The 24548-nt window shown below is 66.0% G+C and carries 27 protein-coding genes; 15 read left to right on the plus strand and 12 right to left on the minus strand.

Annotated features, from left to right (window positions below; translation table 11 throughout):
- Nucleotides 1–67 precede the first annotated feature (67 nt).
- On the minus strand, nucleotides 68–628 hold the full coding sequence (locus AC1DUN_RS08870) for a DUF2242 domain-containing protein (RefSeq protein WP_477713637.1): 561 nt from the start codon (nucleotides 626–628) through the stop codon (nucleotides 68–70).
- A gap of 84 nt (nucleotides 629–712) precedes the next feature.
- Entirely contained in the window at nucleotides 713–1087 is a 375-nt protein-coding gene (locus AC1DUN_RS08875) for an RcnB family protein (protein WP_477713638.1), read from the minus strand.
- Between the two features lie 183 nt (nucleotides 1088–1270).
- Between AC1DUN_RS08875 and trxC the strand changes: the two genes are divergently transcribed.
- Nucleotides 1271–1708, plus strand: coding sequence for a thioredoxin TrxC (gene trxC / locus AC1DUN_RS08880; protein WP_477713639.1), 438 nt, complete (start codon nucleotides 1271–1273; stop codon nucleotides 1706–1708).
- Nucleotides 1709–1763: 55 nt separating this feature from the next.
- Nucleotides 1764–3104 carry a TAXI family TRAP transporter solute-binding subunit gene (locus AC1DUN_RS08885; protein WP_477713640.1) on the plus strand — a complete coding sequence of 447 codons (1341 nt, stop codon included), beginning with the start codon at nucleotides 1764–1766 and terminating at the stop codon, nucleotides 3102–3104.
- Between the two features lie 16 nt (nucleotides 3105–3120).
- Here the strand turns inward: AC1DUN_RS08885 and AC1DUN_RS08890 are convergent, their stop codons facing one another.
- Nucleotides 3121–3927 (minus strand): oxygen-binding di-iron domain-containing protein, encoded by an 807-nt coding sequence (locus AC1DUN_RS08890; protein WP_477713641.1) that lies wholly within the window; start codon nucleotides 3925–3927, stop codon nucleotides 3121–3123.
- Between the two features lie 125 nt (nucleotides 3928–4052).
- On the opposite strand from AC1DUN_RS08890, the gene AC1DUN_RS08895 reads away from it, so the two are divergent.
- The gene (locus AC1DUN_RS08895) at nucleotides 4053–4718 is read left to right on the plus strand and encodes a GDSL-type esterase/lipase family protein (RefSeq protein ID WP_477713642.1); all 666 of its coding nucleotides are present in this window, start codon (nucleotides 4053–4055) and stop codon (nucleotides 4716–4718) included.
- 677 nt (nucleotides 4719–5395) lie between these two features.
- Here AC1DUN_RS08895 and AC1DUN_RS08900 read toward each other — a convergent pair.
- The 5 genes from AC1DUN_RS08900 to ylqF all read right to left on the minus strand — a co-directional run bounded on the left by AC1DUN_RS08900 (nucleotide 5396) and on the right by ylqF (nucleotide 9473).
- Complete coding sequence (locus tag AC1DUN_RS08900; RefSeq protein WP_477713643.1) at nucleotides 5396–6010, minus strand: hypothetical protein; 615 nt, start codon at nucleotides 6008–6010, stop codon at nucleotides 5396–5398.
- 249 nt (nucleotides 6011–6259) lie between these two features.
- Nucleotides 6260–6880: a hemerythrin domain-containing protein gene (locus AC1DUN_RS08905; RefSeq protein ID WP_477713644.1), complete on the minus strand. Its 621-nt coding sequence runs from the start codon at nucleotides 6878–6880 to the stop codon at nucleotides 6260–6262.
- Nucleotides 6881–6957: 77 nt separating this feature from the next.
- Nucleotides 6958–7530, minus strand: a complete 573-nt coding sequence (locus AC1DUN_RS08910; protein WP_477713645.1) for a ferritin-like domain-containing protein — start codon at nucleotides 7528–7530, stop codon at nucleotides 6958–6960.
- A gap of 57 nt (nucleotides 7531–7587) precedes the next feature.
- The gene (locus AC1DUN_RS08915) at nucleotides 7588–8304 is read right to left on the minus strand and encodes an RNA polymerase sigma factor (protein ID WP_477713646.1); all 717 of its coding nucleotides are present in this window, start codon (nucleotides 8302–8304) and stop codon (nucleotides 7588–7590) included.
- A gap of 200 nt (nucleotides 8305–8504) precedes the next feature.
- The gene (ylqF, locus tag AC1DUN_RS08920) at nucleotides 8505–9473 is read right to left on the minus strand and encodes a ribosome biogenesis GTPase YlqF (protein WP_477713647.1); all 969 of its coding nucleotides are present in this window, start codon (nucleotides 9471–9473) and stop codon (nucleotides 8505–8507) included.
- A gap of 246 nt (nucleotides 9474–9719) precedes the next feature.
- Here ylqF and AC1DUN_RS08925 point away from each other — a divergent pair, with 246 nt between their 5' ends.
- Both AC1DUN_RS08925 and AC1DUN_RS08930 read left to right on the plus strand, forming a co-directional pair.
- The gene (locus AC1DUN_RS08925; RefSeq protein ID WP_477663499.1) at nucleotides 9720–10385 is read left to right on the plus strand and encodes a response regulator transcription factor; all 666 of its coding nucleotides are present in this window, start codon (nucleotides 9720–9722) and stop codon (nucleotides 10383–10385) included.
- Nucleotides 10382–11818: an ATP-binding protein gene (locus AC1DUN_RS08930; RefSeq protein ID WP_477713648.1), complete on the plus strand. Its 1437-nt coding sequence runs from the start codon at nucleotides 10382–10384 to the stop codon at nucleotides 11816–11818. Before AC1DUN_RS08925 ends, AC1DUN_RS08930 begins: the two co-directional genes overlap by 4 nt.
- 162 nt (nucleotides 11819–11980) lie before the next feature.
- Here AC1DUN_RS08930 and AC1DUN_RS08935 read toward each other — a convergent pair whose 3' ends face one another.
- Together AC1DUN_RS08935 and AC1DUN_RS08940 are read right to left on the minus strand one after the other, a co-directional pair.
- Complete coding sequence (locus AC1DUN_RS08935; protein ID WP_477713649.1) at nucleotides 11981–12841, minus strand: MipA/OmpV family protein; 861 nt, start codon at nucleotides 12839–12841, stop codon at nucleotides 11981–11983.
- Between the two features lie 45 nt (nucleotides 12842–12886).
- A complete protein-coding gene (locus AC1DUN_RS08940; protein WP_477713650.1) occupies nucleotides 12887–13897 on the minus strand; it encodes a CE1 family esterase in 1011 nt (336 codons plus the stop codon).
- Nucleotides 13898–14183: 286 nt separating this feature from the next.
- Between AC1DUN_RS08940 and AC1DUN_RS08945 the strand changes: the two genes are divergently transcribed.
- Nucleotides 14184–14459, plus strand: coding sequence for a hypothetical protein (locus AC1DUN_RS08945; protein WP_477663503.1), 276 nt, complete (start codon nucleotides 14184–14186; stop codon nucleotides 14457–14459).
- Nucleotides 14460–14479: 20 nt separating this feature from the next.
- Entirely contained in the window at nucleotides 14480–14686 is a 207-nt protein-coding gene (locus AC1DUN_RS08950; protein ID WP_477713651.1) for an oxidoreductase-like domain-containing protein, read from the plus strand.
- Nucleotides 14687–14717: 31 nt separating this feature from the next.
- Here the strand turns inward: AC1DUN_RS08950 and gshA are convergent, their stop codons facing one another.
- Entirely contained in the window at nucleotides 14718–16289 is a 1572-nt protein-coding gene (gshA, locus tag AC1DUN_RS08955; RefSeq protein ID WP_074577283.1) for a glutamate--cysteine ligase, read from the minus strand.
- A gap of 359 nt (nucleotides 16290–16648) precedes the next feature.
- Between gshA and AC1DUN_RS08960 the strand changes: the two genes are divergently transcribed.
- The 3 genes from AC1DUN_RS08960 (at nucleotide 16649) to AC1DUN_RS08970 (ending at nucleotide 19662) form a co-directional block, all read left to right on the plus strand.
- Nucleotides 16649–17422, plus strand: coding sequence for a hypothetical protein (locus AC1DUN_RS08960; protein ID WP_477713652.1), 774 nt, complete (start codon nucleotides 16649–16651; stop codon nucleotides 17420–17422).
- Between the two features lie 198 nt (nucleotides 17423–17620).
- The gene (locus tag AC1DUN_RS08965; protein WP_477713653.1) at nucleotides 17621–18313 is read left to right on the plus strand and encodes a GspH/FimT family pseudopilin; all 693 of its coding nucleotides are present in this window, start codon (nucleotides 17621–17623) and stop codon (nucleotides 18311–18313) included.
- A 50-nt stretch (nucleotides 18314–18363) separates the two neighbouring features.
- Complete coding sequence (locus tag AC1DUN_RS08970; protein WP_477713654.1) at nucleotides 18364–19662, plus strand: MFS transporter; 1299 nt, start codon at nucleotides 18364–18366, stop codon at nucleotides 19660–19662.
- Between the two features lie 15 nt (nucleotides 19663–19677).
- Here the strand turns inward: AC1DUN_RS08970 and AC1DUN_RS08975 are convergent, their stop codons facing one another.
- Complete coding sequence (locus AC1DUN_RS08975) at nucleotides 19678–20340, minus strand: alpha/beta hydrolase (RefSeq protein WP_477663509.1); 663 nt, start codon at nucleotides 20338–20340, stop codon at nucleotides 19678–19680.
- A 215-nt stretch (nucleotides 20341–20555) separates the two neighbouring features.
- On the opposite strand from AC1DUN_RS08975, the gene petA reads away from it, so the two are divergent.
- The 5 genes from petA (at nucleotide 20556) to AC1DUN_RS09000 (ending at nucleotide 24278) form a co-directional block, all read left to right on the plus strand.
- Nucleotides 20556–21164, plus strand: a complete 609-nt coding sequence (petA, locus tag AC1DUN_RS08980; RefSeq protein WP_477713655.1) for a ubiquinol-cytochrome c reductase iron-sulfur subunit — start codon at nucleotides 20556–20558, stop codon at nucleotides 21162–21164.
- 85 nt (nucleotides 21165–21249) lie between these two features.
- Nucleotides 21250–21486 (plus strand): hypothetical protein, encoded by a 237-nt coding sequence (locus AC1DUN_RS08985; protein WP_413330853.1) that lies wholly within the window; start codon nucleotides 21250–21252, stop codon nucleotides 21484–21486.
- A 70-nt stretch (nucleotides 21487–21556) separates the two neighbouring features.
- Nucleotides 21557–22429 carry a PhzF family phenazine biosynthesis protein gene (locus AC1DUN_RS08990; protein WP_477713656.1) on the plus strand — a complete coding sequence of 291 codons (873 nt, stop codon included), beginning with the start codon at nucleotides 21557–21559 and terminating at the stop codon, nucleotides 22427–22429.
- A 123-nt stretch (nucleotides 22430–22552) separates the two neighbouring features.
- Nucleotides 22553–23008 carry a DUF4864 domain-containing protein gene (locus AC1DUN_RS08995; protein WP_477713657.1) on the plus strand — a complete coding sequence of 152 codons (456 nt, stop codon included), beginning with the start codon at nucleotides 22553–22555 and terminating at the stop codon, nucleotides 23006–23008.
- A gap of 214 nt (nucleotides 23009–23222) precedes the next feature.
- A complete protein-coding gene (locus AC1DUN_RS09000) occupies nucleotides 23223–24278 on the plus strand; it encodes a class I SAM-dependent methyltransferase (RefSeq protein ID WP_477713658.1) in 1056 nt (351 codons plus the stop codon).
- The last annotated feature ends 270 nt before the right edge of the window (nucleotides 24279–24548 follow it).

The following is a 24548-nucleotide window of genomic DNA, read 5'->3' on the forward strand; positions in this document are numbered from 1 at the left end:
TGTTTACCTCACCGCATGCCGGGGTATCAGGATGTAGCAGCGCTTACAGGTCACGCGGCATATCGCCCTACTGGCTGAGCGGCAAATCATCCACCGTCGCGAGGTAGCGGCTGACTAGCTCAAAAAAGCTGTCGTAAAACGCGTCCGAGGAAATCGTGACACTGCCGACTTTGACCATGGAATCGTTGCTCGACGAGAAAGGCAGGGACACCGAGCCTATGGCGCCCACGCCCAGGCTGGCGGAGTTGTTGCTCTTTTTGAGCTGGTAGCTGTCCTGCAGCGCGGTGACAAAACCCAGGCTGATCTTGCCGTCGGCGCTTTCGGGCGCGCAGACCACACGTATCACCATCTGCAGATGCGCCTCGGCCTCGGGCTGGAAGCTCTTCTGGCCTTCGACCAGGTCGACCCTGGCGGTGTTGATGATGTAGCCCTGGCTCAGCAGCGCGCGGCGCGCGGCCTCGCAGGTCTGCTCGGGCCTGGCGTCGAAAAGCCGCGAATAGGTGGCGGTGGAACCGAACTTTTCCTGCAGCGGGAAGGACTTGACGGTGCTGACGCAGGCCGTGAGCAGGCAGGCAAAGCCCAGCACTCCCACAAGCAGGGCTGCGCGCGGAAAAACCTGGCGATGCATCTGTGGCGGTTTCAAATTCAGTACGCTCCTTGCAACTTGAAACAGGGCTGGACGGGGCCCCTCCTGCTTTAGTTTAGCGGCCTGTCACTGGCCCAGGTAGATCTGGAAAATGATCCCGGTGTTATTGGCAACCAGTACATAGTCGCCGCCGGTTTGCACCCAGTGGTAGCCGGGTGGCGGCGCGCTCAGGCGGTGGCCGCGCCAGTCGTCCACCCAGTAGCCGCGGTCGCGGTACTGCACGGGCAGGCGGCCGCCGCGGTAGAAATTATGGTCGGGGCCCGCGCCGCGCCCTTCGGCCTGCGCGTGCGGCGGCGGGCCGTGGCGGTGGTGCTTGTCGGCCTTGTGGTGCCCGCGCCCGCCTTTGTTGCCGTGGTCATCGCCATGGTCCTTGGCCATCGCAAGCCCGCCGAAGGCGAGAGAGGCCGCGGCCAGGGCGGCCATCAAGGTTTTGTTGATCATGGCAATCTTTCGTGGTGAAGAGCTTCGATTGTTCTCCCGCGAAACGCCGACGCGCGTAGGCGAAGTACCCGTCTTGAGGCACAGCTTCTCAGCCTTTACCCGCTGCTTGCCATGGTTTTTCCCGGGTATGGGCCGGCAGGCGCGACGCTTGAAATGCCATATGCCCATCCCCAATTGCAGGAAATGTCCGACCCACTCCACATCGTCTGCCCCCACTGCCACACCACCAACCGCGTGCGCGAGGACCAGCTGGCCAGCGACCCGAACTGCGGCAGCTGCAAAAAGGCGCTGTTTGTGGCCCATTCGGCCGCGCTCGACGAAGCGGCTTTTGACAAACACATCAGCCGCAACCAGATCCCGGTGCTGGTCGATTTCTGGGCGCCCTGGTGCGGCCCCTGCCGGCAGATGGCACCGGCCTATGAACAGGCCGCCGCGCAGCTGGAGCCGCGCGTGCGCGTGGCCAAGGTCGACACCGAAGCCGTGCCCAACCTGGGTGCACGCTTCAACATCCGCAGCATTCCCACACTGGCGCTGTTCCAGAACGGCCGCGAGGTGGCGCGCCAGGCGGGCGCGATGGGAGCGGCGGATATTGTGCGTTGGGTAAAGGCGAATTTGCGCTAAGGCCGGGCTAGCTCTTCGCCTTTGCGGCGTGCAGTCACTTGGTTAGACTGCACCCATGCTGATCATCCCCTCGCTGAGCCGCAAACAGACCTTTCTGATCGCCGTGGCCATCATCGCCGGGCTCGCGGTCATCCTTTCGATGTTCTCGCGCTCGCTGCTGCCCGCACCGCCGCGGCAGGTGCAGATGACGACGGGCGCGGTGGATGGCGCGGCGCACCAGTTCGCGCTCAAGTACCAAAGCTATTTAAATGCCAACGGCGTAACGCTGGAGCTCATGCCCTCGACAGGCGCGGTGCAAAACCTGGAGCGCCTCAACGCGGGCACGCCTGTGGGTTTTGTGCAGGGCGGGCTGGGCCTGCTGCAGCTGGATTCGCAGGAGCCGGAGTCGAGCACGCCGCTGCGTTCGCTGGGCGTGGTGGGTTACGAGCCGGTCTGGATGTTCGCTTCGCCAGCCTTGGCCAAAACATTGAGCAAGGGCCTGGGCCCGCTGGCGGGTAAAAAGATTGCTGTCGGCGTGGAAGGCAGCGGCACACGCAAGGTATCACTCGAGTTACTGCAAACCTACGGCGTCACGCCGGCCAATGCCACGCTGGGCACGGGCGGCGGGGTGGCCGCGGCCAAGGCGCTGCTGGCGCGCGAGATCGACGCGCTTTTCCTGATAGGCGCGCCGCAAACACCGGCAGTGCAGATGCTGCTGGGCAAACAGGATGAGGCCCACCTGGTGTCGATTGAGCACGCCGAGGGACTGACGCGGCGCCTGCCCTATCTGTCGCTGGTCACGCTCAAGGCCGGCTCGGTGGACCCGGCGCAGGACCGCCCGCGCCAGGACATCACCTTGCTGACAACCACGGCCAACCTGGTGATCCACAAGGACCTGCACCCGGCCCTGGCCTATCTGCTGCTGGAGGCCGCGCGCGAGGTGCACCGGGGCCCCACGCTGCTGAACAAGCCGGGCGAGTTCCCGAACCCGCGGGCCACGGAGTTTCCGCTGGCCGACGAGGCGGCGCGCTATTACAAGGACGGCCGGCCGTTTCTGCAGCGCTACCTGCCCTACTGGGCGGCCAATGCCTTGCAGCGCCTGCTGCTGGTGCTGCTGCCGCTGGTGGCGATCGCGATCCCGGTGTTTCGCGTTGTGCCCAGGCTGTTTGAGTTCAAGGAAAAGAACCGCCTCTACCGCCGCTATGGCGCGCTGCTGGAGATGGAGCGCGACCTCACCTCACGCCGGCTCAATGCCGCGGAGATCGCCGAGGCCACCGCCAGGCTGGACAAGATAGAACACGATGTGAGCCACATGAAGTTCGCGCTGGATTTTTCGGACCGGGTCTATACGCTGCGCCAGCATGTGGACTATGTGCGCCGCCAGCTGCAGGCCCATGGCGAACCTCCGCCGGCCTAGCGGCAGGCGTTTTCCGCTAAGCCGCACTCACCGCGCGCTCCGGCACCGGGATGGCCGCGGTCGGCAACTGGTAGTGCTTGTCGTCAAACAGGTCTATGCCGCACATCAGCGATTCGGCCCAATCGAAGAACTGGCCTATGGCCGGACCCTCCAGCGGCGCGCCGTGCTGCGGCACCAGCATGCGGATGTCGAGCTGGCGCGCCATGCGCACCCACAGGCGCAGCACCTTGTTGGACACCATGTAGCGGCGGTGAAAGCCCTCCATCAGGCGTAAATGCCCCTTGAGGTCGCTCACCGGCACCTGGGCGCCCTGGCCCGAAGTCATGGAGACGCCCAGGTCGCCCGTGAAAAGAATGCGGCTGACGGGGTCATAGAAATGGAAGTTGCCTTCGGAATGCAGAAAGTGGGCGGGCAGCAGCCACAGCTCGTTGCGGCCCAGCGGCAATCGCCCGCCGCCGTCGGCCACGCCGATCACGCGCTGGTCGGTCTTGCCGACCTTGGTGAAATGCGGCACAAAGCGCTCCCATACGCGCGAGATCACCAGCTGCGCAGGGGTGGAGGTCAGCCAGCGGTCCAGCGAGGCAATGATGTCGGGGTCGGCATGCGAGGCGATGATGTAGGACAGCTTTTGCGGGCTGAAGTGGCGCGACATGCCGAGGAAAAGCTCATTGAAGGCCAGGTTGCCGCCCGGGTCTATCACGGCGCCGGTGCCGTTGTCGACAATGAGAAACTGGTTGGCCTGCACGGCCTGGTTGTCCTCGTCGACAAGGTCGGTGAACATCAGGCAGGCATGGCGGCTGTCGCGATAGAGTTCAATAGGCATAAGAAGGCCGGCGCAGCGCCGCGTTGGGAAAACCCCGGACTTTAAAAGGCCTGGGCGTGTGCGCGCTTGATGCAGGTCAAGCGCTGGCAGAATCCGCGTATCACCGCCGCACCAGGGAACAGTTCATGCCCACTCGTCACCCCTCCTCTTCCATGCTCCAACGCCGGCTGCTGCTGGCCGGCATGGCCTCGGCGCTCGCGCTGGCGGCCGGCTGCTCCAAAAAAGCCAAACCGCAGGGCAAGACCCTGCCCAAGGAAGCCGTGCTGCTGTGCCTGGGCGACTCTTTGACCTTTGGCTACGGCGCCGCGGCAGGCACCGGCTACCCGCAGCAGCTCGAACAAATGACCGGCTATGTAACCAAGAACGCGGGCCTCAACGGCGACACCGCCGAGGGCGCGCTGGCGCGCCTGCCCGGCTTGCTGCAAGAGAACACACCCGGCCTGGTGTTGATATCGATAGGCGGCAATGATTTTTTACGCGGCCTGCCGCTGGAGCGCACACGCGCTGCACTCAAAAGCCTGGTGCAGACGGCAGCCGCCGGCGCCCAGGTGGTGCTGATCGCCCAGCCCAAGCCGGTGTTCATCGCAGCCGCCACGAATTCGCTGAGCGACCATGAGGTGTATGCCGAGGTGGCAAAGGAAACCGGCACGCCGCTCTTCAGCGGCGGCTGGTCGTATGTGTTGTCGCGCAGCGAACTGCGGTCGGACCAGATCCATGCGAACGCCGAGGGGTATAAGGTTTTTGCCGAACGCTTGGCGGCGTGGCTTAGGGAAATGAAGTTTTTGGCCTGAGGTTCTGGGCCGGGTCTTGCTCCGGCTGGCGCGCTCTGCCTCCTCACCCTCCTCCTTCCTCTTCTTAGTTCAGCTGGCCGGGTCTCGCCCCGGCGGGCGAGGCACTTTTCTTTGCTTCGCCAAAGAAAAGTACCCAAAAGAAAGGCGACCCGCAGTCTGGGTCCCTCCGCTGCGCTACGGGCAACCTGCGGTGCTCGAGCCAAGCGGGGTCCGGCTAAACTCGCCTTCGGCTCAGACAACGCCGGCCCTGATCCGCTTGTCTCTGCGCTCCTCGGCCCAGCCAGGACGGGGCAATCGGGAGCGGGGACAAAAGACAAAGAAACAAACCAAGACAAACAAGGACACGCCGTGGCGTGTCCTTGTGGTTTTGGGTATTGGTATTTTTTTCTCTCACCCCTTGTGTATGCGCCGAGGAGCGGAGGTTCAGGCGGATCAGGGATCGCGTTGTCTGAGCGAAGCGCAGCGTAGCGAGTTTAGCGAGACCCCGCCTGAACCGAGCACCGCAGGTTGCCCCGGAGCGAAGCGCAGGGGACGCAGACACCAGGGTCGCCTTTTCTTTGCTTACTTTCTTTTGGCGAAGCAAAAGAAAGTGAGTTGCCGCCGGGCAACCCCCGGCCAGCCGCTCTCAGCAGAGGAAAGAGGAAGAAGAGCGCGCCAGCCGGAGCAAGACCCGGCGCCTAGCCGCGCCCTCGGCGATCACCCCGCATCATCCGCTCCACCTGGTCGCGCAAAGCGGCCACCTCGTTGCGCAGCTGGCGGCGTTCCTGTTTGGTCACCACGCCGTCGGACTTGAAATTGGCTTCGTGGCGCTCGATCATGCGTTCGCGGCCGTGCAGCCTGCGCGCCTCGCGCTCGCTGATTCGCCCGGTGCGTACGCCCTCGTCGATGCGCTGGCTGATGTTGAACTGGCTGTTGTCCACGCCGGGAGTGCTGGAGTTGTAGCCCGGCTGGCCGACGACCACGTTGTTGGCGATCTTGCGCTCGACTTCAGCGCTCAGGCCTTCCAGGTCGGCCCGCAGCTGCTGGCGCTCCTGGGGCGTGGCATTGCCGTCGGACTTGTAGCGGTTCTCGCGCATGGAAATGTCGCGGTCGCGCGCGTACAGCTCCTGCGCCTCGGACGGCGTGATGCGGCCGGCCTGCATGCCTTGCTGGATGCGCGCGCTGATGGCCTGCTGCGCGTTGTCAATGCCCGGGGTGTTGGTGTTTTGCGCCACGGCCACGGTCGGGGCCATGCCCAGGCCGGCCAGCAAGGCGCTCGCCAATAAAGAGGAGGTCAACAGTTTTGATGTCATGGGGTTCTCCTGCTTTCTGGATGGAATGGCCAGCAACCCTGAGGGGGCTGCTTGCGGTGGCCGAAGTGCCATCCCAGGGTCGGGCAAGCGGCTCCCGGAGCTGCTCTGCTGAATCGCGGCCTTTCAAGGGCTGTTATGCGATCCAGTGCACAAAGTGTTCACCCGCGCAGGGGCGCACCGTGTAAGGCAATCGAACCTTTAACCGGTACGGATGTCGCGTCCGCGAGCGCGGACAGGCGCCGGGCGGCCTCAGGCGTCACCCAGCCCTATAGGCGCCGGTGCCTCCATGACGATGCGCGAGAAGAGCCGGTCATATACCGGATCCACCCCATGCCGGCCGGCGAGCGGGTCGCGGTTTTGCAGGAAGGCCGCATCCAGCTCCTTCCAGTCGGCCTCACTGAGCACCTTTTCCGCTTCCGGCAGGATGACCGATTCTTCCAGCCGCATGTGTTCCAGGTAGAAGTCCACATAACGTTTGCAATGCAGCTCAAAGTCGGATTTACGCGGCTCGCCCAGCAGTTCCCAGGCCAGCAGCAGGTGCTGCAGTTCGCGCACGGCCTTCTCGCCGTTCATGTGGTCGCGCTCCAGCCGTTCCACGACGGGCATGACTCCAGGCGCCAGGCGCACCACGCGTGGAAACAGCAGGTTCGATTCTTTCGGGTGATGCAGGCGCTCGGGGAACTCGTCGATGTAAAACAGCATGGCCCGCAGCACGTCAAAAAACTTCTGCGCGTGGTCGCCCGGGCCGCGCGCCACCATCATGGGCATGGAGCGCAGCATGGCGGAAAGGGAGGCGTGCTCATCGAGGATGATTTGCACGCAGGCATGTTTGTGAATGGCGGCCTCCGGTGGGTGATTACCGCCAAGCATGCCTGCCGGCACCGCCGCCGGCCTTGACGAAGATCAAGCATTCGCCACATCGCAAAGCCGAGGCGCCGCCGGATGCCTCAGGCCATGAAGGCGCCCGGCACCGGTGCCTCGCCCATCGCCTGGCGCAACACGGCCCAGTGCATGGCCTCATCGCCCAGAATGCTGGCCGCCGCCCGCGAGAGATCGCGGTTGCCGAACAGCGGGACGGCCGCGAGGTAGGCGCTGACCGCGCCCTGCTCCAGTTGCGCGGCGAACTTGAGCACGTCTAGCTGCGTCTTGAGCTGGTCCACCGGGAAGTTGTACTGGGCCTTGGCCGTGGCGGGCTTGCCGCCCAGCTTTTCGACGGTGGCCGCCAGCAGGGCGGCGTGCGCTTTGTGGTGGCCCTGGAAGGTCACGGCCAGGTCCAGCACCGGCTTGGCCAGCAGATTGCTTTCGGCGCCCAGCTGGTAGGCGGCGATGGCTTCCAGCTCGGAGCCCAAGGCCTTGTTCAGGATCTGGACGTCGCCGGCCTTGGCGTCACCCGCCTTGGCGGCCAGCGCATCCCGGCCGGCCAGCAGCGCGACGGCCGCGCCCGAAAGCACCAGGCCGCCGGAGCGGCCGAGGAACAGCCGCCTGGCGGCAAGAGGGGTGGGCATATGAAAAAACGACATGGCAATCTCCAGTGGGGTGAATGGGCGGGGGAACAGCTTGTGGTGTGTTTGCCGGCATCAAGGGCGGAAAGACCCACGCTCCCGGGCAATCAGGGCCAGCACGCCGTCGACCACGCGGTCGCAGCGCTCGCCGGCAAAAGAGAACGCATCGGCGATCGCCATGTCGATGTCGCGCGACAGGCCTTCGCGCAACAGGCTGCGGGCACGAAAGAAGCGGGAACGCACCGTGGCTTCGGGAATACCCAGCGCGGCGGCGGCTTCCTCCACGCTCATTTCCTGCACGCCCCTGAGCATGAAGACGGTACGAAACGTGTCGGGCAGGGTGTCTATGCGCGCCTCGATCTGCCGGCGCACCTGCGCGCGCATGGCGATCGACTCGGGTTGCTCGTCGGAATTGGCCGGCATGAACGTCTCCGCGGTGTCGCCCTCCTCTTCCGTCGGTACGGCCGCATGCAGCGGCACAACCTGTGCGCCCTTGCGCCGCAGGCGGCCCAGCGCCTCATTGACGACGATGCGCACCAGCCAGGTCGACAGTTTCGCGTCGTCGCGAAAACCCTCCAGTGCGCTCCAGGCCTGCAGGTAGGCTTCCTGCAGCGCGTCCTGCGTGTCGTCGTCGCTTTTGAGGATGCTGCGCGCGGTGCGGAACAACAGGCGGTTGTGGCGCCGCATGATCTGCGCGAAAGCCAGGTCATTGCCGGCGGCGGCCAGCTTGGCGAGTTCGGCGTCGGTGCTGGCGTCCAGCGAATCGGGGGCAATGGCGGCAAGGGGCTTCATGGCAATTTGCGTGTATGCCCATTAGATGGCGGCGCAAGCGCCGGCGTTCCGGATTTTTTCGCAGGCACGCATGCCGGCCCCTGGCCGCACGCGAACGGGAACCCGACAAAACCCCAATCAGGGTCTGTGCCCGGCGGCAACTAGCACCAAAATCGTGGTCGATGCGGCGCTGCGATGCTCGCCTGAGGCGGCCCGGCTTGTCAGCCCTCGTCAGGCTCCGCGGACCTTGGCGGCCGCGGGATTTTCTTGAACTTGATGAGCCGGTTGGTCTCTATCTTGTCTTTTTTGACCTGCCGCTCGGCATCCAGCAAGCGGCCCGCGGCCAGCCATTCAGCGAACTCGGCGGGCGTCTCCAGCGTGATGCGGCCCAGGGTGGCGGCGCGGAATTCGTGGATCACGATTTCGGCGGCTTTTTGCAGGTTGACGCGGCCCTTGGCCAGCACCGCGCCGCGTTTGCGGCCTATCGCCTCGAGCAGTTGCTCATCGGTGATGCCGGGCGCCACTTCCACTTTGTAGCGCGCCTCCAGCAGGCCGGGGTAGTGCTTGATCAGGTAGTCGAGCAGCTCCAGCCCGACTTCCTCCTCATCAAAGGCGTTGCGGCCTATGGCGCCGCTGGCGGCCAGGTTGTAGCCGCTCTTGGCAACGATGATGCGCGGCCACAGCATGCCGGGCGTGTCCCACAAATAAAAGCCGTCGGCCAGCACCAGGCGCTGCTCGACCTTGGTGATGCCGGCCTCGTCGCCGGTCTTGGTGGCGCGCTTGCCGGTCAGGGTGTTGATGAGTGTGGACTTGCCGACGTTGGGAATGCCGCAGATCAGCACGCGCATGGGCTTGACCATGCTGCCGCGCGTGGGCGCGAGCGCGTGGCAGGCGTCGATGAGGCGGCGCGCGGGCGTGGTTTCGCTGGCGTCGAGCTCGATGGCGCGGGTGTTGGGCAGGCTGTTGTAATGCTCCAGCCACAGCGGGGTGCGCGTCGGGTCGGCCAGGTCGCGCTTGTTGAGCACCTTGAGCGCGGGCTTGCCGCTGGTGAGTTCAGCCAGCATGGGATTGGCGCTGGAGCCGGGCAGGCGCGCGTCCAGCAGCTCAATGACCACATCAATTTCCTTGATGCGCTCTTGAATGGCTTTTTTGGTCAGGTGCATGTGACCGGGAAACCACTGGATGGCCATCGGGAATCTCTCTTTTTGTTTGCTTGCTTGCGGGTTCAGGGCCAGGGACCTCCAGGCCCCTGCGATCCCCCAATTGTCGCCGCTGCGGCCCCAGGGGCCGCCGTGCCGCAAAATAGGCGGCCTTCACCCCTCCCATTTTTTGTTAATAAGTGCTTAATGGCTCCCCGGCACGATAGCTGCTTGGGACAAGCGGGCCAGGGGCAACCAGGCCAGCCACAACAACAGCGACCGAAAGAGGCTATTCCTGTGCACCTGCTGCTGGTAGAAGACGACACCATGCTGGCCGAAGCGGTGTGCGACGCCGCGCGCCAGATCGCCTGGACGGTGGACCATGTGGGCGACGCCCCCTCCGCCCGGCTGGCGCTGGCCGACCATGTGTATGAGGCCGTGCTGCTGGACCTGGGGCTGCCCGGCGATTCGGGGCTGACGGTGCTGCGGGCCCTGCGCGGGCGCTACGACGTGACGCCGGTGCTGATCCTGACGGCGCGCGGCCAGCTCAGCGAGCGCATCCAGGGGCTGGACGCGGGTGCCGACGATTACCTCGTGAAACCCTTCCAGGTCGACGAACTCTGGGCGCGGGTGCGCGCCGTGATGCGCCGCAGCCAGGGCAAGGTGGTGCCGGTGCACACTTATGGCGACATCAGCCTGGACCGCAGCAAGCGCGCGGTGACGCGCGCCGGCGTGCGCGTAGCCCTGAGCGCGCATGAATACCGCACCCTGCTGGCGCTGCTGGAGCGGCCCGGCCATGTGGTCACGCGCGACCACCTCGAGGACGTGGTCTACGGCAACACCACGGCGATCGAAAGCAACACCATCGCGGTCTTCATCCACCAGCTGCGGCGCAAGCTGGGCGAGCACCTGATCACCACGGTGCACGGCCAGGGCTACATGATCGGCGAGGCCAAGCCGTGAGCTGCCGCCTCGTCAGGTCGCTCAAGGGCCGCGTGCTGCTGGTGCTGGGCATCACCATCACGCTGTGCTGGGCCGGTGCGCTCACCGTGCTGGTGGTGTACACCCTCAGCGGCCAGACCAGCCACTGGGACAGCAAGCTGCAGGCCATAGGCACCAAGATACTGCTGGCCATCCCCAGCGGCGCGAAGCTCAAGCCCTCCTTCAGCCACAGCCTGCAATTGCGCGACGACTCCATTTCGCGCGACGTCAACCTGACCTTCCAGGTGTGGACGGAGCGCAAGAACCTGATCGTGCGGGCGCCGGATTCGCCGCGTGTCCCGCTGCTGCCGTCCTTCACCGACGGTTTTACCAGCGCCACCGTCGACGGCGAGCGCTGGCGCATCTTCTCGGTGTCCGACAGCACGGGCGAGGTCAGCGTGCAGGTGGCCATGCGCCATAGCGTGATCGACCAGGAAATACGCCACAAGATCTTCGGCGCGCTGGGCTTCGTGACCGCCTTGCTGGGCGTCGCCGGCCTGCTGATGTGGTTTGCCATGGGCAAGTCGCTGCAGCCCCTGACGGCGATCCAGGCGGCGGTGCGCCGGCGGCGCAAGTTCGACCTCACGCCGCTGCCGGTGGCGCAGCTGCCCACCGAGATCCGGCCGCTGGTCGAGTCCTTCAACCACCTGCTGGACCAGCTGGACCAGGCCATGCAGGGCGAGCGGCGTTTTATCGGCGACGCGGCCCACGAGCTGCGCACGCCCCTGTCGGCGCTGCAGGCGCAGGCCCAGGTCGCCTTGCGCGCCAGCACGCTGGAGGGCAAGGACGCCGCCCTGGTCAAGCTGCTGGCCGTGGCCGAACGCAGCACGCGCCTGTCGGACCAGCTGCTGGACCTGGCGCGCATGGACGCGGGCGTGCACGCGCCGCAAAAAAGCCTGGCCGAGCTCAGCGAGCTGATCCTGCACGTGAGCCAGGAGTTTGACATGCAGGCGCAGCAGCAGCGCCGCGCCATCATCCTGGCGCTCACGCCCTGCCCTATCGAATGCGACGTGGACGAAATCGGCATCCTGCTGCGCAACCTGCTGGACAACGCACTGCGCTACACCACCGAGGGCGGGCGCGTGAAGCTCAGCTGCGGCTACCGCGAGGATGCTGAGGGGGCCGGCACGCGCCGCGTCTGCCTGGAAGTGGCCGACGACGGCCCGGGCGTGCCCGAGGCCGAGCACCAGGCGATCTTCCGGCGCTTTCACCGCGTCGCGGGCAACGGCGGGCGCGGCAGCGGCATAGGCCTGTCCCTGGTGGCCGGCATCGCGCAGTTGCACGAGGCCGCCATCGAGACCGGGACCGGCCTGGACGGCAAGGGCTTTAGCGTGCGGGTGCTGTTTCCGCTGCCCGCGGCAGGCGCGGAGCCGGCCTCAGGCGTGCAGGACGTGATGCCTGCGCAGCCAGCTTAAGCCCCGTATCCAGCTGCGCCAGACGATTTTCCGGATCAGGTAGCCCACGTCGGTGGATTCTGCGGTTTGCATGGCTCATGGCTCCTTCTGCTTGTCCGGGCCGCCAGGGATTGACATGCGGGGCCGCGGCCCGGTATGGGCCCCGCAAGGTTTCGCCGCGCCTTAGAAGCGGTAGAGGTAGCCGACACGCACACCACTCTGGCTGGAGCGGTCGACCAGCGGGCTGTCCTTGATGCTGGAACCGAGCCTGGTGGTGCTCAGGTCCAGGAACAGGCTCTGGTTCGGTGCCAGCGCATAGCCCACACGCAGCCCGGCTTCCAGGTTGACGGCCGAACCGCCCTGGTAGAAGGGCCGGCCGGCCCGCACCTCGGAGGCGTTCACGCCGTAGTAGTAGGAAACGTATTTGTCGTCGAGCCGGGTCGCGGCCAGGCGCGGCGTGATGTCGAAGCTGCCCGCCTGGAAGCGGCGGTCCACCGTCAGCCTCAACTTCGTGCCCTTGCTGTTGCCCGAGGCGTCGCCCAGCAGCTCGGCCGAGAGATTGGCGATGTCGTTGCGCCAGATGGCGGCGCCGCCCAGCCAGATGCCGTCCTTGCGCTCATCCATGCCGGCCAGGAAAGGCGAGTCCGAGGCATCGTAGCCGTCCATCGAGTAGCGCGCGCGCAGGCGGAAGGACACCGGGCCGGCCGAGGGCAGCTTCACATCCAGGCCAAGGCCGGCGACGCTGATCCATTTGTTTTCGTAGCTGAGCAGCGGGAGCAGCCGGGTCTTGTTGTCAAAGTCGCGATAGGGTTTACGCTCCATGCCGACCCCCAGGCCCAGGCCCCAGGAGGATTCGCCCTCGGCCTGTGCGGGCTTGGACTGCGCGCCGGCCGGCTGCGCGAAGGCCGCCATCAGGAACAGCGAAATGAGCGGCAGCGAGGCCTTGGCGGCTGCGCCGCCCGGCCGGCCCGCCGCTTTCGGGGCGGTGGATCGGGGGGCGCGCGAAGCCGGCTTGGCGGCGGGTTGCGATGGGCGAGAGATCATCTTCAGGTTCTCCAGGTTAAAAAACAGTTGAAAAGCGGTGGGGCGTCAAAGCCCGAAAAATTCACAGGCAGCCTTTGGCGCGTCCAACGCAGTGGTCTTGCGCCCCAGCAGCCGCGCGCTGCGGCCACGGGGGTGCGGAATGACGTGGCCGCCGCCACGCACCGAGTACAGGACCACCTGCGGCTGCCGGCCCGCGGTCCAGGTCTGCCTGACCACGCGCGTGCGGTCGGTGGGCTGCCCGGGCGCGAGTTCCACGGTCTGGGCCAGGTGGGCGCCATTGAGCCGGGCAAAGTAGTCCGCCGAGGCGCGCGAGGACAGCACTTCACCGCGGTCGCCGAAACCGAACAGCGTGACGCGCCCGCCGTCATAAGGGTTGATGGGATCGTCGGTGCCGTTGACGATCATGGCGGGCACGGGCTGGCCAAGTGCTTCGGCGATGGAGCTGCCCGGCGCCGGCATATTGGCCGCGACCACGGCGATGGCCGCGATGCGCCCGGGCATCTCCTGCGCCAGCCGGAAGGCCATGTGGCCGCCGCCCGAATAGCCGAAGACGAATACACGCGCGGTGTCTATGCTTCGCTCGGCCGCCACGCTGTCGATCAGTGCGGCGATGAAAGCCTTGTCGTCTATGCCCCGGGCCCGCGCGCGGTGGGAGGCCGCCTTGCGGCCGTCGTTCCAGTGTTTACCGAAGGCCTTGGGATAGACCAGCGTGAAGCGGCGCTGGCCCGCCAGCCGTTCAAAGGCGAAGCCCGTGCTCTTTTGCATGGCCGCGGCGGTCTGGCCCGAGCCGTGCAGCACGATCACCAGCGGCGAATGCGGCTGCAGGTATTGCGGCGCGTGAAGCAGGAAGGAACGCTCATGCCCGCCGACCTGCACGGTGCGCGCGCGGGTGTCGAAGACCGCGTCAAGCGGCGCACCCACAGGCGCATGCAGCCAGAAAAAAGCCAGGCTGCCGGCCAGCAGGAGCAGGAGTACCGCCGACAGGACGGCAAGCGTCTGCAGGCCCTGCATCATGCGCGCACCGAAACCGGCGGCAATCCCGGTGTATGTACCCAATCCAGCATCAGCGCCCTTTCAGCGTTTTTTTGTAATGGCGAAAACGTTCCGCCATGGACTGAGCGAATGATGGCGATGCGGATTTAAGGACTTGTTAGCGGTATTAAGAAATCGTTAAGCACGGGATATTCGCGTGGCAAGCCACTTGCGCCTGCGTGGCTATAGAGGGGTACGGCGCGATGGAGGACAATCGGGGTATCGCGGCTGCGGGCCCACCGGAACGCAGCAACGCGCACCGGGGCCGCGAGCAAGCCGCCCCGCAACCCCACCCACACATCGAGTCCCCATGCCCTTACCCGCCGCCCCTGAACAAAAACCCGTGGTTCCCGCCCGCCGCCAGGCCGCCGCCGACCTCAAGGCCAACAACGAGGTGTTGATCAAAGGCATTCTCTGCACGCTGATAGGTTTGGGCGTGCTGGTCTCGCCCTACTTCATCACCTCGCCGGGCATGCAGGGCATCGTCGCCAAATCCTCGCTGGTCGGCTGGTTCGCGCTGGTGCTGGGCTGCGCCTTTGTGGGCCTGTATCTGCGCCGGCGGATGGCGACGCCCGTCAAGGCCTGACACGGCGCTTCCCCGGGCCCATGCCGGACAACACCGACCGCGACGCCGCGCTGGCGATGTTTGCCGACTTGCAGCGGCGCGCCGCCGCCGCCGGCATCACGCTGCGGCAACCGCCCTCCGAGCCCGACAGCTGCTGCGGCCGCGGCTGCAACGGCTGCGTGTGGGAAGGCTGGTATGAGGCGGTGGACTACTGGCGCGAAGAGGCGCTGCTCAAGCTCGCGGGCTGAACGCAAGGCGCCAGGCCGCGGCCAGGGGGTATCAGATCGCCACGGCCTCGCGGCCCGGCATGCCCAGGCGTTCGGCCGAGACATACTGCTGGCGGTAAATCTCGAAGGGCATGGTGTCCGAGGCTTCGATTTTCTTTTGCGCCTGGATGGACTCCTCGGTCAGCGCCGCGAAGTGCGCGAGTTCGTCCGCACCCAGGGGCAGCGCCTGCAGCAGGGCCTGGGTTTTCTGCGACTGCGCGCGCGCGAACCCGACGAAAGAGTTGCCGTGCTCGCCGGCCATGGCCGCCAGCACCCGGGCCGAGGGCAAGGTGGACGGGTCGAGCAAGGCGGCGCTGGCGGCCGTCAGCGTATCGCTGTACTGCGTGCCGCCGTGCGCGGCGTCCAGCGCGGCGGCAATGGGCGCGCATTGCGCCAGCACCTCGGCGCCCCAGCCTGTCAACAGGACCTCCTGCCCGCCCCGCTTGAGCTTGAGGCCGGGCTCGCGGCCGCGCGCCGCGGTCTGGTGCTGGTTGTGCTTGAGTTCGGCGATTTCCTGCGGCGTGTCGTTCGGGCTGTCGCTGAGCAGGCAGTGCAGCAAAAACACGTCGAGAAAACGCATGGTCTGCGCATTGATGCCGACCGGCTCGAAAGGGTCCAGGTCCATCAGGCGCACCTCGATGTACTCGACGCCGCGCTCGCGCAGCGCATGCAGCGGGCGCTCGCCGGGGTAAATCACGCGCTTGGGGCGTATGGTGCCGTAGAACTCGTTTTCGATCTGCAGCAGCGTGGTGGCCAGCTGGTTGTAGTCGCCGCCCGGGTTGCGTATGCCGACCGCCTCGTAGGCCGGGTAAGGCCGGGTCAGCGCGTCCTGCAGCGAGGCGCCGTAGCCGTCCAGGCTGTTGTAGCTCACGGCCAGCGAGGCCTGCGCATCGCTCTGGTAGCCCAGGCGCCCCATGCGCAGCGAGGTGCCATGGGGCATGTACATGGTGCTGCCGCTCAGGGTCTGCAGCTCATGCTGGCGGCCCTCGACAAAACTCGAACACACGGCGGGCGAGGCGCCGAACAGGTAAAGCAGCAAAAACGCCTGGCGGCGGAAGTTGCGGATCAGCGCGAAATACTGCTCGCTGCTCACATCGGGCAGCGACCAGTTGTAGTGGATGCCCGAGATCGTCTGCATGCGCCGGCCGTAGCGGTGCGACAGGCCCATGCGGTAAACGCTTTTGGCGCGCCCGACATTGGACGAGCCGAAACGCGCGATGGGAATGGTTTCGTCGGTCGGCAGGCCGCAGGGCATGCTGGACACCCAGAGCATTTCATCGCCCAGCGCCTTCATGGTGCGGTAGGTGAACTGGTGCAGCCGCGTGAGTTCCTGCAGCGCGGCTTCGGGGTTTTTGTGCGCGCCCGTGACCAGTTCCACCTGCGACTCGCTGAAATCGGTGGTGATGGTCGGGTGCGTGAGGGCCGAACCCAGGGCGGCGGGATGCGGCGTCAGGGCCAGGCCGCCGCCGGGCTGGGCGCGCAGGCTTTCCTTTTCGATGCCGCGGCGCATGCCCTTGAGCCGGTCCGGGGTCAGCGCTTTCAGGCGGCCCTGTAGCGCGCCCGCGGGCGCCTGCAACTTGGTCATATCGTCATTCCCCCAGGTTCTTGAAACTGGCTGGAAGTTATCACAGCCCGCCGCTTTGCGCTGGCCCGCGCGGGCTTGCCAGCACAGGCCGGGTGGGGTCTGGCGGCCCGGCCGGCAGGCCGGCCGGATTTCAGACAGGCACGCTGCGCGTTTGCGGCACAAATACACACTTTAGCCATTTGAATGTGGAAAGCGAGCGACGCGGCCAGGCTTGGCTGTCGAAACTTCCTTGACTTGTTGGTCAAGCTGGACGACGATAAAAAACATTCAGTAACACCTATGTTTCAGATCACAAACCTCCAAAAATCTTTGATTCTTCGAGGGAAATTCTCCTGAAACTGCGACGAGTGCGCGCCAAAATGAAAAAATTGATAACTTCGCTGTTTGGCGGATCACGCCATGGGAATGCGGCCAAACACACACCCACCTCGAGCCGGGACAACCCGCTGACCATTGAGGACGGCTCGGACAACGCCACGCGCCGCCAGCTGGTGCAGGTGCTGCTGCGCGATGCGCTGCGCAAGTACGGCATACCGCCGCGCTGGATCGACTGCCAGATGCTGCTGGTGAACAGCCGCAGCAAGGGCCAGGGCATGTATGTGCGACTGGTGGTGCGCGAATGGGACGAGCGCCTGATGGACTATGCCTACGCCTTCCAGAACGCGCTCATGGTCGAGATCACCCGTTTTGAACCCCAGGCGGCCCATTGGCTGCACGGCATTTCATGGCAGCTGGACATCGCGGACACCTGCCCCTACCGCAGCATGCCCGACAAATCCTACTGGGCCGACCCGGTCGCCGCCAAGCCCGCTCCCCGCGTGGCGCCGCCGCGTGCCGGCCAGCCCCTGATCCAGCCCGTCGCCGCGGCCAGTGCGCCCATGAGTGCGGCCGCCGCGGCAGCCGCCGCCGCGCCCATACTCGCGTCACTGGCCCAGGCCCAGGCGCCGCAAACGCCGCAGCCGCCGCAAGCGGAACAAGCCGCGCTGGTCGCGGCCGCACCCACGGCTCCCGACGGCGATGCCATGAAGGACCTGGAACGCCTGTTTCGCATCCGCGACCAGGAACTGGGCATCAAGGCCGATGGCGCCATCGGGCCGGTCGGCTACGAAGCCACCCAGCCTTCGCCGCTGTAAGGCTGCAAGGCCGCTCCTGATAAAAACACGGCCGCCACACTCTGTGGCCGCCCGCGCGAAGCCGCCCTCGCTTCGCGCCGCATGACATCGCGCACGATTTCCAACAATCAAAGTCCGGCAGCGGACAATTGACCCGCTCGGGCGTGGCGGCCTCCAGTACGGTCCAGATGTTTCCCCCCAACATCCGGATCAGCCGCCATGAATTTGCAGCACCAGGCTGCGGCCGCCCCTGCCGCGACCAGTCCCAAGCGCCTAGCCAACACCCCCTTACAAACCACCCCGCAAGCCGGCGCGCGCCCCTTGCCAGCCCGCCCGCGGCCGCGCGGAATCACCCTGGTCGAACTGCTGGTGGCCCTGGCCATCATCGCGATTGTGGCGGGCTTCGCGATCCCCTCCTTCCTGGGGCTGGTCGCGAGCACCCGTGTCTCTTCAACCGTCAACGCCTTCGTCGCCGACACCCACTATGCCCGCAGCGAAGCCATGCGGCGCGGAAAAACCGTCACCCTCTGCCGAAGCGCCGATCCGGCGGCGAATCCACCCAAATGCTCCGGCGGTGACGGCGCGGCCGCCGGCGGCTGGCGCGAGGGCTGGTTTGTTTTTACCGACCAGGACAGCGACGGCGCCTTCGACAACGGCACGGACACCGTGGTACGCATCCAGGAGGCTTTCGCGAACGCCGGGAGTTTCCTGGCGGTCAACCACGCGGGCAGCCCCGTCAACAACCGCAACCACATCAGCTTTGACGCCACCGGTCGCGCCGTGGGCCTGCAAAGCCGCTGGCTGGTGCAGGCGGCGGGTGCTCTGGCCAGCAACAGCAGCTACACCCGCACCCTGTGCATGAATATGGTGGGCCGGGTGCGCGTGCTGGCGGGCGAAGTCCCCTGCGCCTGAATGCCCGGGCGCCCAACAGCACGCCGGCAGCTGGTGTACGCTTGGGGCCAATGAGCCCTCCACCTGCCTCCACCGCATCTACCGCCCCCGCACAAGCCCGCCCCCAGGATTCCTCGTCACTCGTTGACTCGCGTTATGCCGTGATGCGGCTGATGGTCACGCTGGCCCTGATGACCGTGGGCGCCTGCGGCATGTACGGGGTGGCCGTGGTGCTGCCGGCGGTTCAGGCCGAGTTCGGCGTCACGCGCGCCGATGCTTCCATTCCCTACACCTTGCTGATGATAGGTTTCGGCGTGGGCGGCGTGATGATGGGCCGGCTGGCCGACCGCTTCGGCGTGATGGTGCCGCTGCTGATAGGAGCGACGGGACTGGGCCTGGGGTTTGCGCTGGCGGCCATGGCCGGCAACATATGGATGTTCTCGCTGGCGCATGGGCTGCTGATCGGCTTTCTCGGGTCGGCCGCCACCTTCGCGCCGCTGCTGGCCGACACCTCCCTGTGGTTTCTGCGCCGGCGCGGTTTTGCCGTGGCGGTATGCGCCAGCGGCAACTACGTGGGTGGCGCGATCTGGCCGCCCATCGTGCAGCATTTTGTGGAAAGCGTGGGCTGGCGGCAGACCTACCTGAGCCTGGGCATTTTCAGCTTTGTGGCCATGGCCGGGCTGGCCCTGCTGATGCGCAAGCGCCCGCCGGTGGCCGTGGCCTCCAGCGTCGGCAGCAGCGGCCTGCCGGCGACCGCCAGCAGCATGCCTTTCGGCTTGAGCCCGGGCGCGGCGCAGACACTGCTGTGCGTGGCCAGCGTGGCCTGCTGCGTGGCCATGGCCATGCCCCAGGTGCACATCGTGTCTTACTGTACCGACCTGGGTTACGGCGCGGCGCGCGGCGCCGAAATGCTGTCGCTGATGCTGGCCTGCGGCGTGGTCAGCCGCCTGGTGTCGGGCGCAATCTGCGACCGCATAGGCGGGCTGCGCACCTTGATACTGGGCTCGGTGCTGCAGGGCATCGCGCTGCTGCTGTTTTTGCCTTTTGACGGACTGGTGTCGCTGTACGTCATCGCCGCGCTGTTCGGCCTGTTCCAGGGCGGCCTCGTGCCGGCCTACGCCATCATCGTGCGCGAATACTTCGAGCCGGCAGAGGCCGGCGCGCGCGTGGGAACGGTCATCATGGCGTCGCTGCTGGGCATGGCGCTGGGCGGCTGGATGTCGGGCAAGGTGTTTGACCTGACCGGCTCCTACCACGCGGCTTTTCTCAATGGCGTGGCCTGGAACCTGCTGAACTTCAGCATCGCGTTTTTCCTGCTGTGGCGCGCGCGGCGCATGGCGCGCGATGCGCGGACGGCCCAGCCGGCGTGAAGATTTCGTTGAGGCCTAGGCCAGGACCTTTAACAGCCACTTTTCCAGATCAACGATTTCCTGGGGGCACACCGAATGCTCCATCGGGTACTCATGCCACTCGACCGGGTAGCCCATGGCCGTGAGCGCATCGCGCGTGGCGCTGGCGCGCGGCAGCACGACCACGCCGTCATAGCTGCCATGGGCCAGGAAGATGGGCACATCCCGGTTGGCGGCGCTGCGCTCACCAGCGGTCTTGTCGGCCAGCGGCAGGTAACCCGACAGCCCCGCGATGCCGGCCAGCCGCTCGCCGTGGCGCAGGCCCGTCATCAGCGCCATGGCGCAGCCCTGCGAGAAACCCGCGACCACGATGCGGCTGGCGGGAATGCCGCGCGATGTTTCATGGGCGATCAGCGCCTCGATATCGGCCTGCGACTTGCGCAGCCCGGCCTCGTCCTGCCGGCTCACCAGGTCGGCGCCCAGCAGGTCGTACCAGGCCGGCATGACGTAGCCGCCGTTGATGGTCACGGGAATCGACGGCGCGCTCGGGAACAGGAAGCGGACAGGACCCACGCTGGAGAGATTGAGCTGCTCGGCGATCGGCACAAAGTCGCGTCCGTCCGCCCCCAGGCCGTGCATGATGAGGATGGTGGCGACGGGGTTGTCGCCCGTCTGGGCTTCAAGGACTTCGAGTGGCATGGGGTGATGGATCCAGGTGGTTCAAGGTTCAAGTAACAGCTGCCGGGAATTTTAGGCGCGTCCGCCCGCCCGCCCTCTTTTCGTTTAAGTCCAGCCTAAGCTGACCCGCGAACAATGGTTTCCAGCCGCACTGAACACCTGGCGCCTGAAGCCTGCTACGGTGTGATGGCAACATGAAACAGTGCGTCCACTTGCCACCCTGAAAAAGCCCAACCATGCTGACCGTCACCGAACTGATCCACGCGATTGACGAAGGGACCCTGCAGGACGCCGACAGGCGAAGTTTGCTGGCGGCCGCGACCGGCATTGCCGCCGGCGCCGGCCTGCTGGCCGCCGCCTATCCCTTTGCCGCCAGCCTGGCGCCTTCTGAAGCGGCGCGCGCCGAAGGCGGTCCGGTGCTCGCGGATATTTCCACGCTGGCAACGGGGGAGCTGCGCACAGTGGCCTGGCGCGGCAAACCCGTCTGGCTGATGCGCCGCAGCGACGAGATGGTGCGCGCGCTGCAACAGGCCAACCCGGCATTGGCGGACCCGCAGTCCAGGCGCTCCGAGCAGCCCAAATCCTGCGCCAACGCGACCCGTTCCGAGCGCCCTGCAATCCTGGTGGCGGTGGGGGTGTGCACCCACCTGGGCTGCTCACCGAGCCTGCGCCTGGACGACAGCGCGCTCAATGCCGAGCTGCACGCGCCCGGCGGATTTTTTTGCCCCTGCCACGGTTCCCGCTTCGACCTGGCCGGCCGCGTGGTGAAAAACGTGCCGGCACCGACCAACCTGGAGATTCCGCCCTACCAGTTCATCGGCGATTCGCAGCTGCAGATCGGCTAGCGGCTACGGGCAAGCGCCCTTGTGAGCGGCCCCGCGGCTTGCTAGTATTTCCCGTCAGCATTTTCTGACGCAGGTGGAGATTCCCATGAAGCTCATCATTGCCGCCGTGGCGCTAGCCACATCCTCACTGGCTTTGGCCCACAACTGCCCCAACGAAATGAAAGCCATAGACGCCAAGCTGATGACCAACCCCAAGCTGTCGCCCGCCGACATGAGCAAGGTCAAGGAACTGCGCGCCGACGGCGAAAAATTCCACAAGGAAGGCAAACACGACGACTCGATGAAGGCGCTGGGCAGCGCCAAGAAGATTCTCGGCATCTAAGACCCTGTTCCTGGCCCCGCGATAATTCCCCTGCAGGCCGCCGTCACGCGCGGCCTCCAGGAGAAACAGCATGACTTCCTTGACGGGCCTGGGCTTCTACCAGGTCGACGTGTTCACCCATGAAGCGCTGGCCGGCAACGGCCTGTCGGTCTTCCTGCCCGAAAGCCCGCTGCCGGCGCGCACCATGCAGCGCCTGACGGTGGAGATGCGGCAGTTTGAAAGCATTTTCCTCACGCCCGCCGGCCCAGGCCGCCGCTTTGAGGCGCGCATCTTCACCATGGAGGAAGAGCTCGATTTCGCGGGCCACCCGCTGCTGGGCGCGGCCGGCCTGCTGCACCACCTGCATGCCGCCGGGCAGCCGTGCGCCGACTGGACCCTGATGCTGGGCACGCGCGCGGTCGCGCTGTCCACCACGCGGCTGGAAGGCGCGGCGGCCACCTACGACGCCCGCATGAACCAGGGCAAAGCCACCTTTCAGCCGCCGCTGGGCCGCGCCGAAAGCCAGGCCTTTCTGGCCGCGCTCAACCTCGACGCCTCCCAGCTGGACATCCGCTTTCCGCTGCAGGTGGTGTCGACCGGCCTGCCCTACCTGCTGGTGCCCGCGGCCGGCGGCCTGGACCGCGCGCGCGTCGTGCACCCGGCCTTCGAGGCGCTGCTGGCCACGGTGGGCGCCAAGTTTGCCTATGTGTTCGACGTCGCGGCGCGCGAAGGCCGCACCTGGGACAACGCCGGGTTGGTGGAAGACATCGCGACCGGCAGCGCGGCCGGCCCCGTGGGCGCCTATTTGATGCAGCATGGCGCAGCGGCGGCCGGCGAGCTCATCACGCTGAAGCAGGGGCACTTTGTCGGACGCCCCAGCAAGATCATGGTGCAGGCCGATGCGGCCGGTGACATCATGGTCAGCGGCGGCGTCGTGGTGCTGGCGCGCGGCGAAATGGTTTAGCGCCGCGCATCCGCGGCAGCGCCGGCCGCGTACCCGCTGCACGGCTGCTTGCGGCATGATGCGGCAAGGCGCTGGTTTTTGGCACGGCAGCCGCGCACGCCGGCGGCAACAGAGGAGGCAAGCATGAAGACGCATTCACACCCGGCCCTGGCGCACTGGCGCTGCCTGCTGGCCGCTTTCGCGGCGGCCATGTTGCTGTGCGGCGCGGCCCATGCCGACCCGCTGGCGCCCGCCGACGAGAAAGGCGTGCGCGCCGCCGTGGAGGGGCAGCTTGCGGCCTTTGCCAAAGATGACGCGGCCAAGGCGTTTTCATTTGCCGCGCCCAATGTCCGCAAAACCCTGGGAACGGCCCAGGCCTTCATGGCCATGGTGCGCCGCGATTACCCGGTGGTGTACCGCCCGGCATCGGTCGCCTTCCTCAAACCCGACGGCAAGGATGACCAGGCGGTCCAGCGCGTGCAGATGGCCGACAGCAGCGGTGTTTCGTGGCTCGCGGTTTACAGCCTGGAACGGCAAAGCAACAAAGCGTGGCGCATCACGGGCTGCGTGGTGGTCGAAAACAGGGGCCGCATGGCCTGAGGCATGGGCGCCGACTGGGCGCCCCGCTCCCCGCTCCGGGGGAAAGTCGCGGCAAGGCCTTGCCGGCCAACGCCGCCGCGTGCAAAGAACCCGTCGCACGGGCCGCGCCCCAAGGCAGGAAGCCGATACATGGATTACAGCGGGTTACCGCGCGCGCACCACCAACGGCTAAGGTGGCTGGTACTGCTGCGTTGCGGCGCTTCGGAACCCACCCATGAACATGATGCCTGCCAGCCCTTCGCTGGAATTCCCACGCCTGCCGGTTGAACCGGTGTCCCTCCCTCGCAGGCAAGACCAGCCGGCGCCGCGCCAGGCGCGCGCGTTTGAAGGCACCACGCTGCCGCGCGAATCGTCCTTGAAAACCAGGACCTGCTGCCCCGCCTGCCTTTCAAGCTCGCTGGCCGTGGTCTACCAGGAGCCCTACACCGGCCCCGGCATGCAGGCCTATCTGGCAAGGCACTATGAAGGCCATGCGTCCAGGACGGCCGATGCGGGCGTCTATGCCCTGGCCCGCTGCGAGGACTGCGGCATGGTCTTCCAGCAGCAGGTGCCCGACGAGGCCTTGCTGGGCGAGATCTACAACGACTGGGTGCCGGGCACCGAGCTGGAGCGCGAACACCGCAACTACAGCCTGGACGAATACCGTTACCTCGCTGAACAGGTGCAGTTCATCATCCAGCACTTCGGTCTGCCGCCGGGCGAGCTCGATGCGCTGGACTTCGGCTTTGGCTGGGCGCACTGGTCCAGGATGGCCATGGGCTTCGGCTGCAATGTATGGGGCGTGGAGCTGTCCGAGGAGCGCGCCGAGTACGGGAGGTCCGTGGGCTTGCGCGTCGTCGGCCTGGACGACCTGCCGCCCAGGCGTTTTCGTTTCATCAACACCGAGCAGGTCTTCGAACACCTGACCGAACCCCGGCAGGTGCTCGAAAAACTGCGCGACGCGCTGTCGGGCGACGGCGTCATCAAGATCAGCGTGCCCAATGCGGCGGCCGCGCTGAAAAAAATCGGCCAGAGCAAAAATTTCGGTGCGCTATCGGCCGGCGAGCAGATGCCGATTGCCCCGCTGGAGCACATCAACGCCTTCAGCCACGACTCGCTGGTCGCCTTCGGAAAAGAGTTTGGCCTCAAGCCGCTGCGGCCCAGTCTTTACCGGCTGTACAACAGCGCGTCTGGCCTGCTGCAGGCCAGGAACCTGGTGCGGGCGATTGCCAGGCCGGTGTACCGGCATATTTTTCCGCGCACCACCTTTGTGTATTTTGTGCGGGCCTAGGGCGGCGCACCCCTGCAGGCCTCACGCGGCGTGTTCCGGCTGAAGCCTGCGCCCTCACAGGTTCTATTACAAGTATTTACACTTATCGACTTCAAATCACTCTCAAGTGATTTGCATGCTTTTTCATTCTTAAAACTACACAAATAGGCTTTTTTGCAAGTCTATTTCATGAAAAAGTTCCGCTTTTCAAGAGGTGACCGCTTGACTTGTCAAAGCCAGAAGAGGAGCATATAAAACACTTTGTAACATTTACCATTCCCGCGGGTGAAT

The organism is Polaromonas sp. P4_F6 (genome assembly GCF_056401275.1).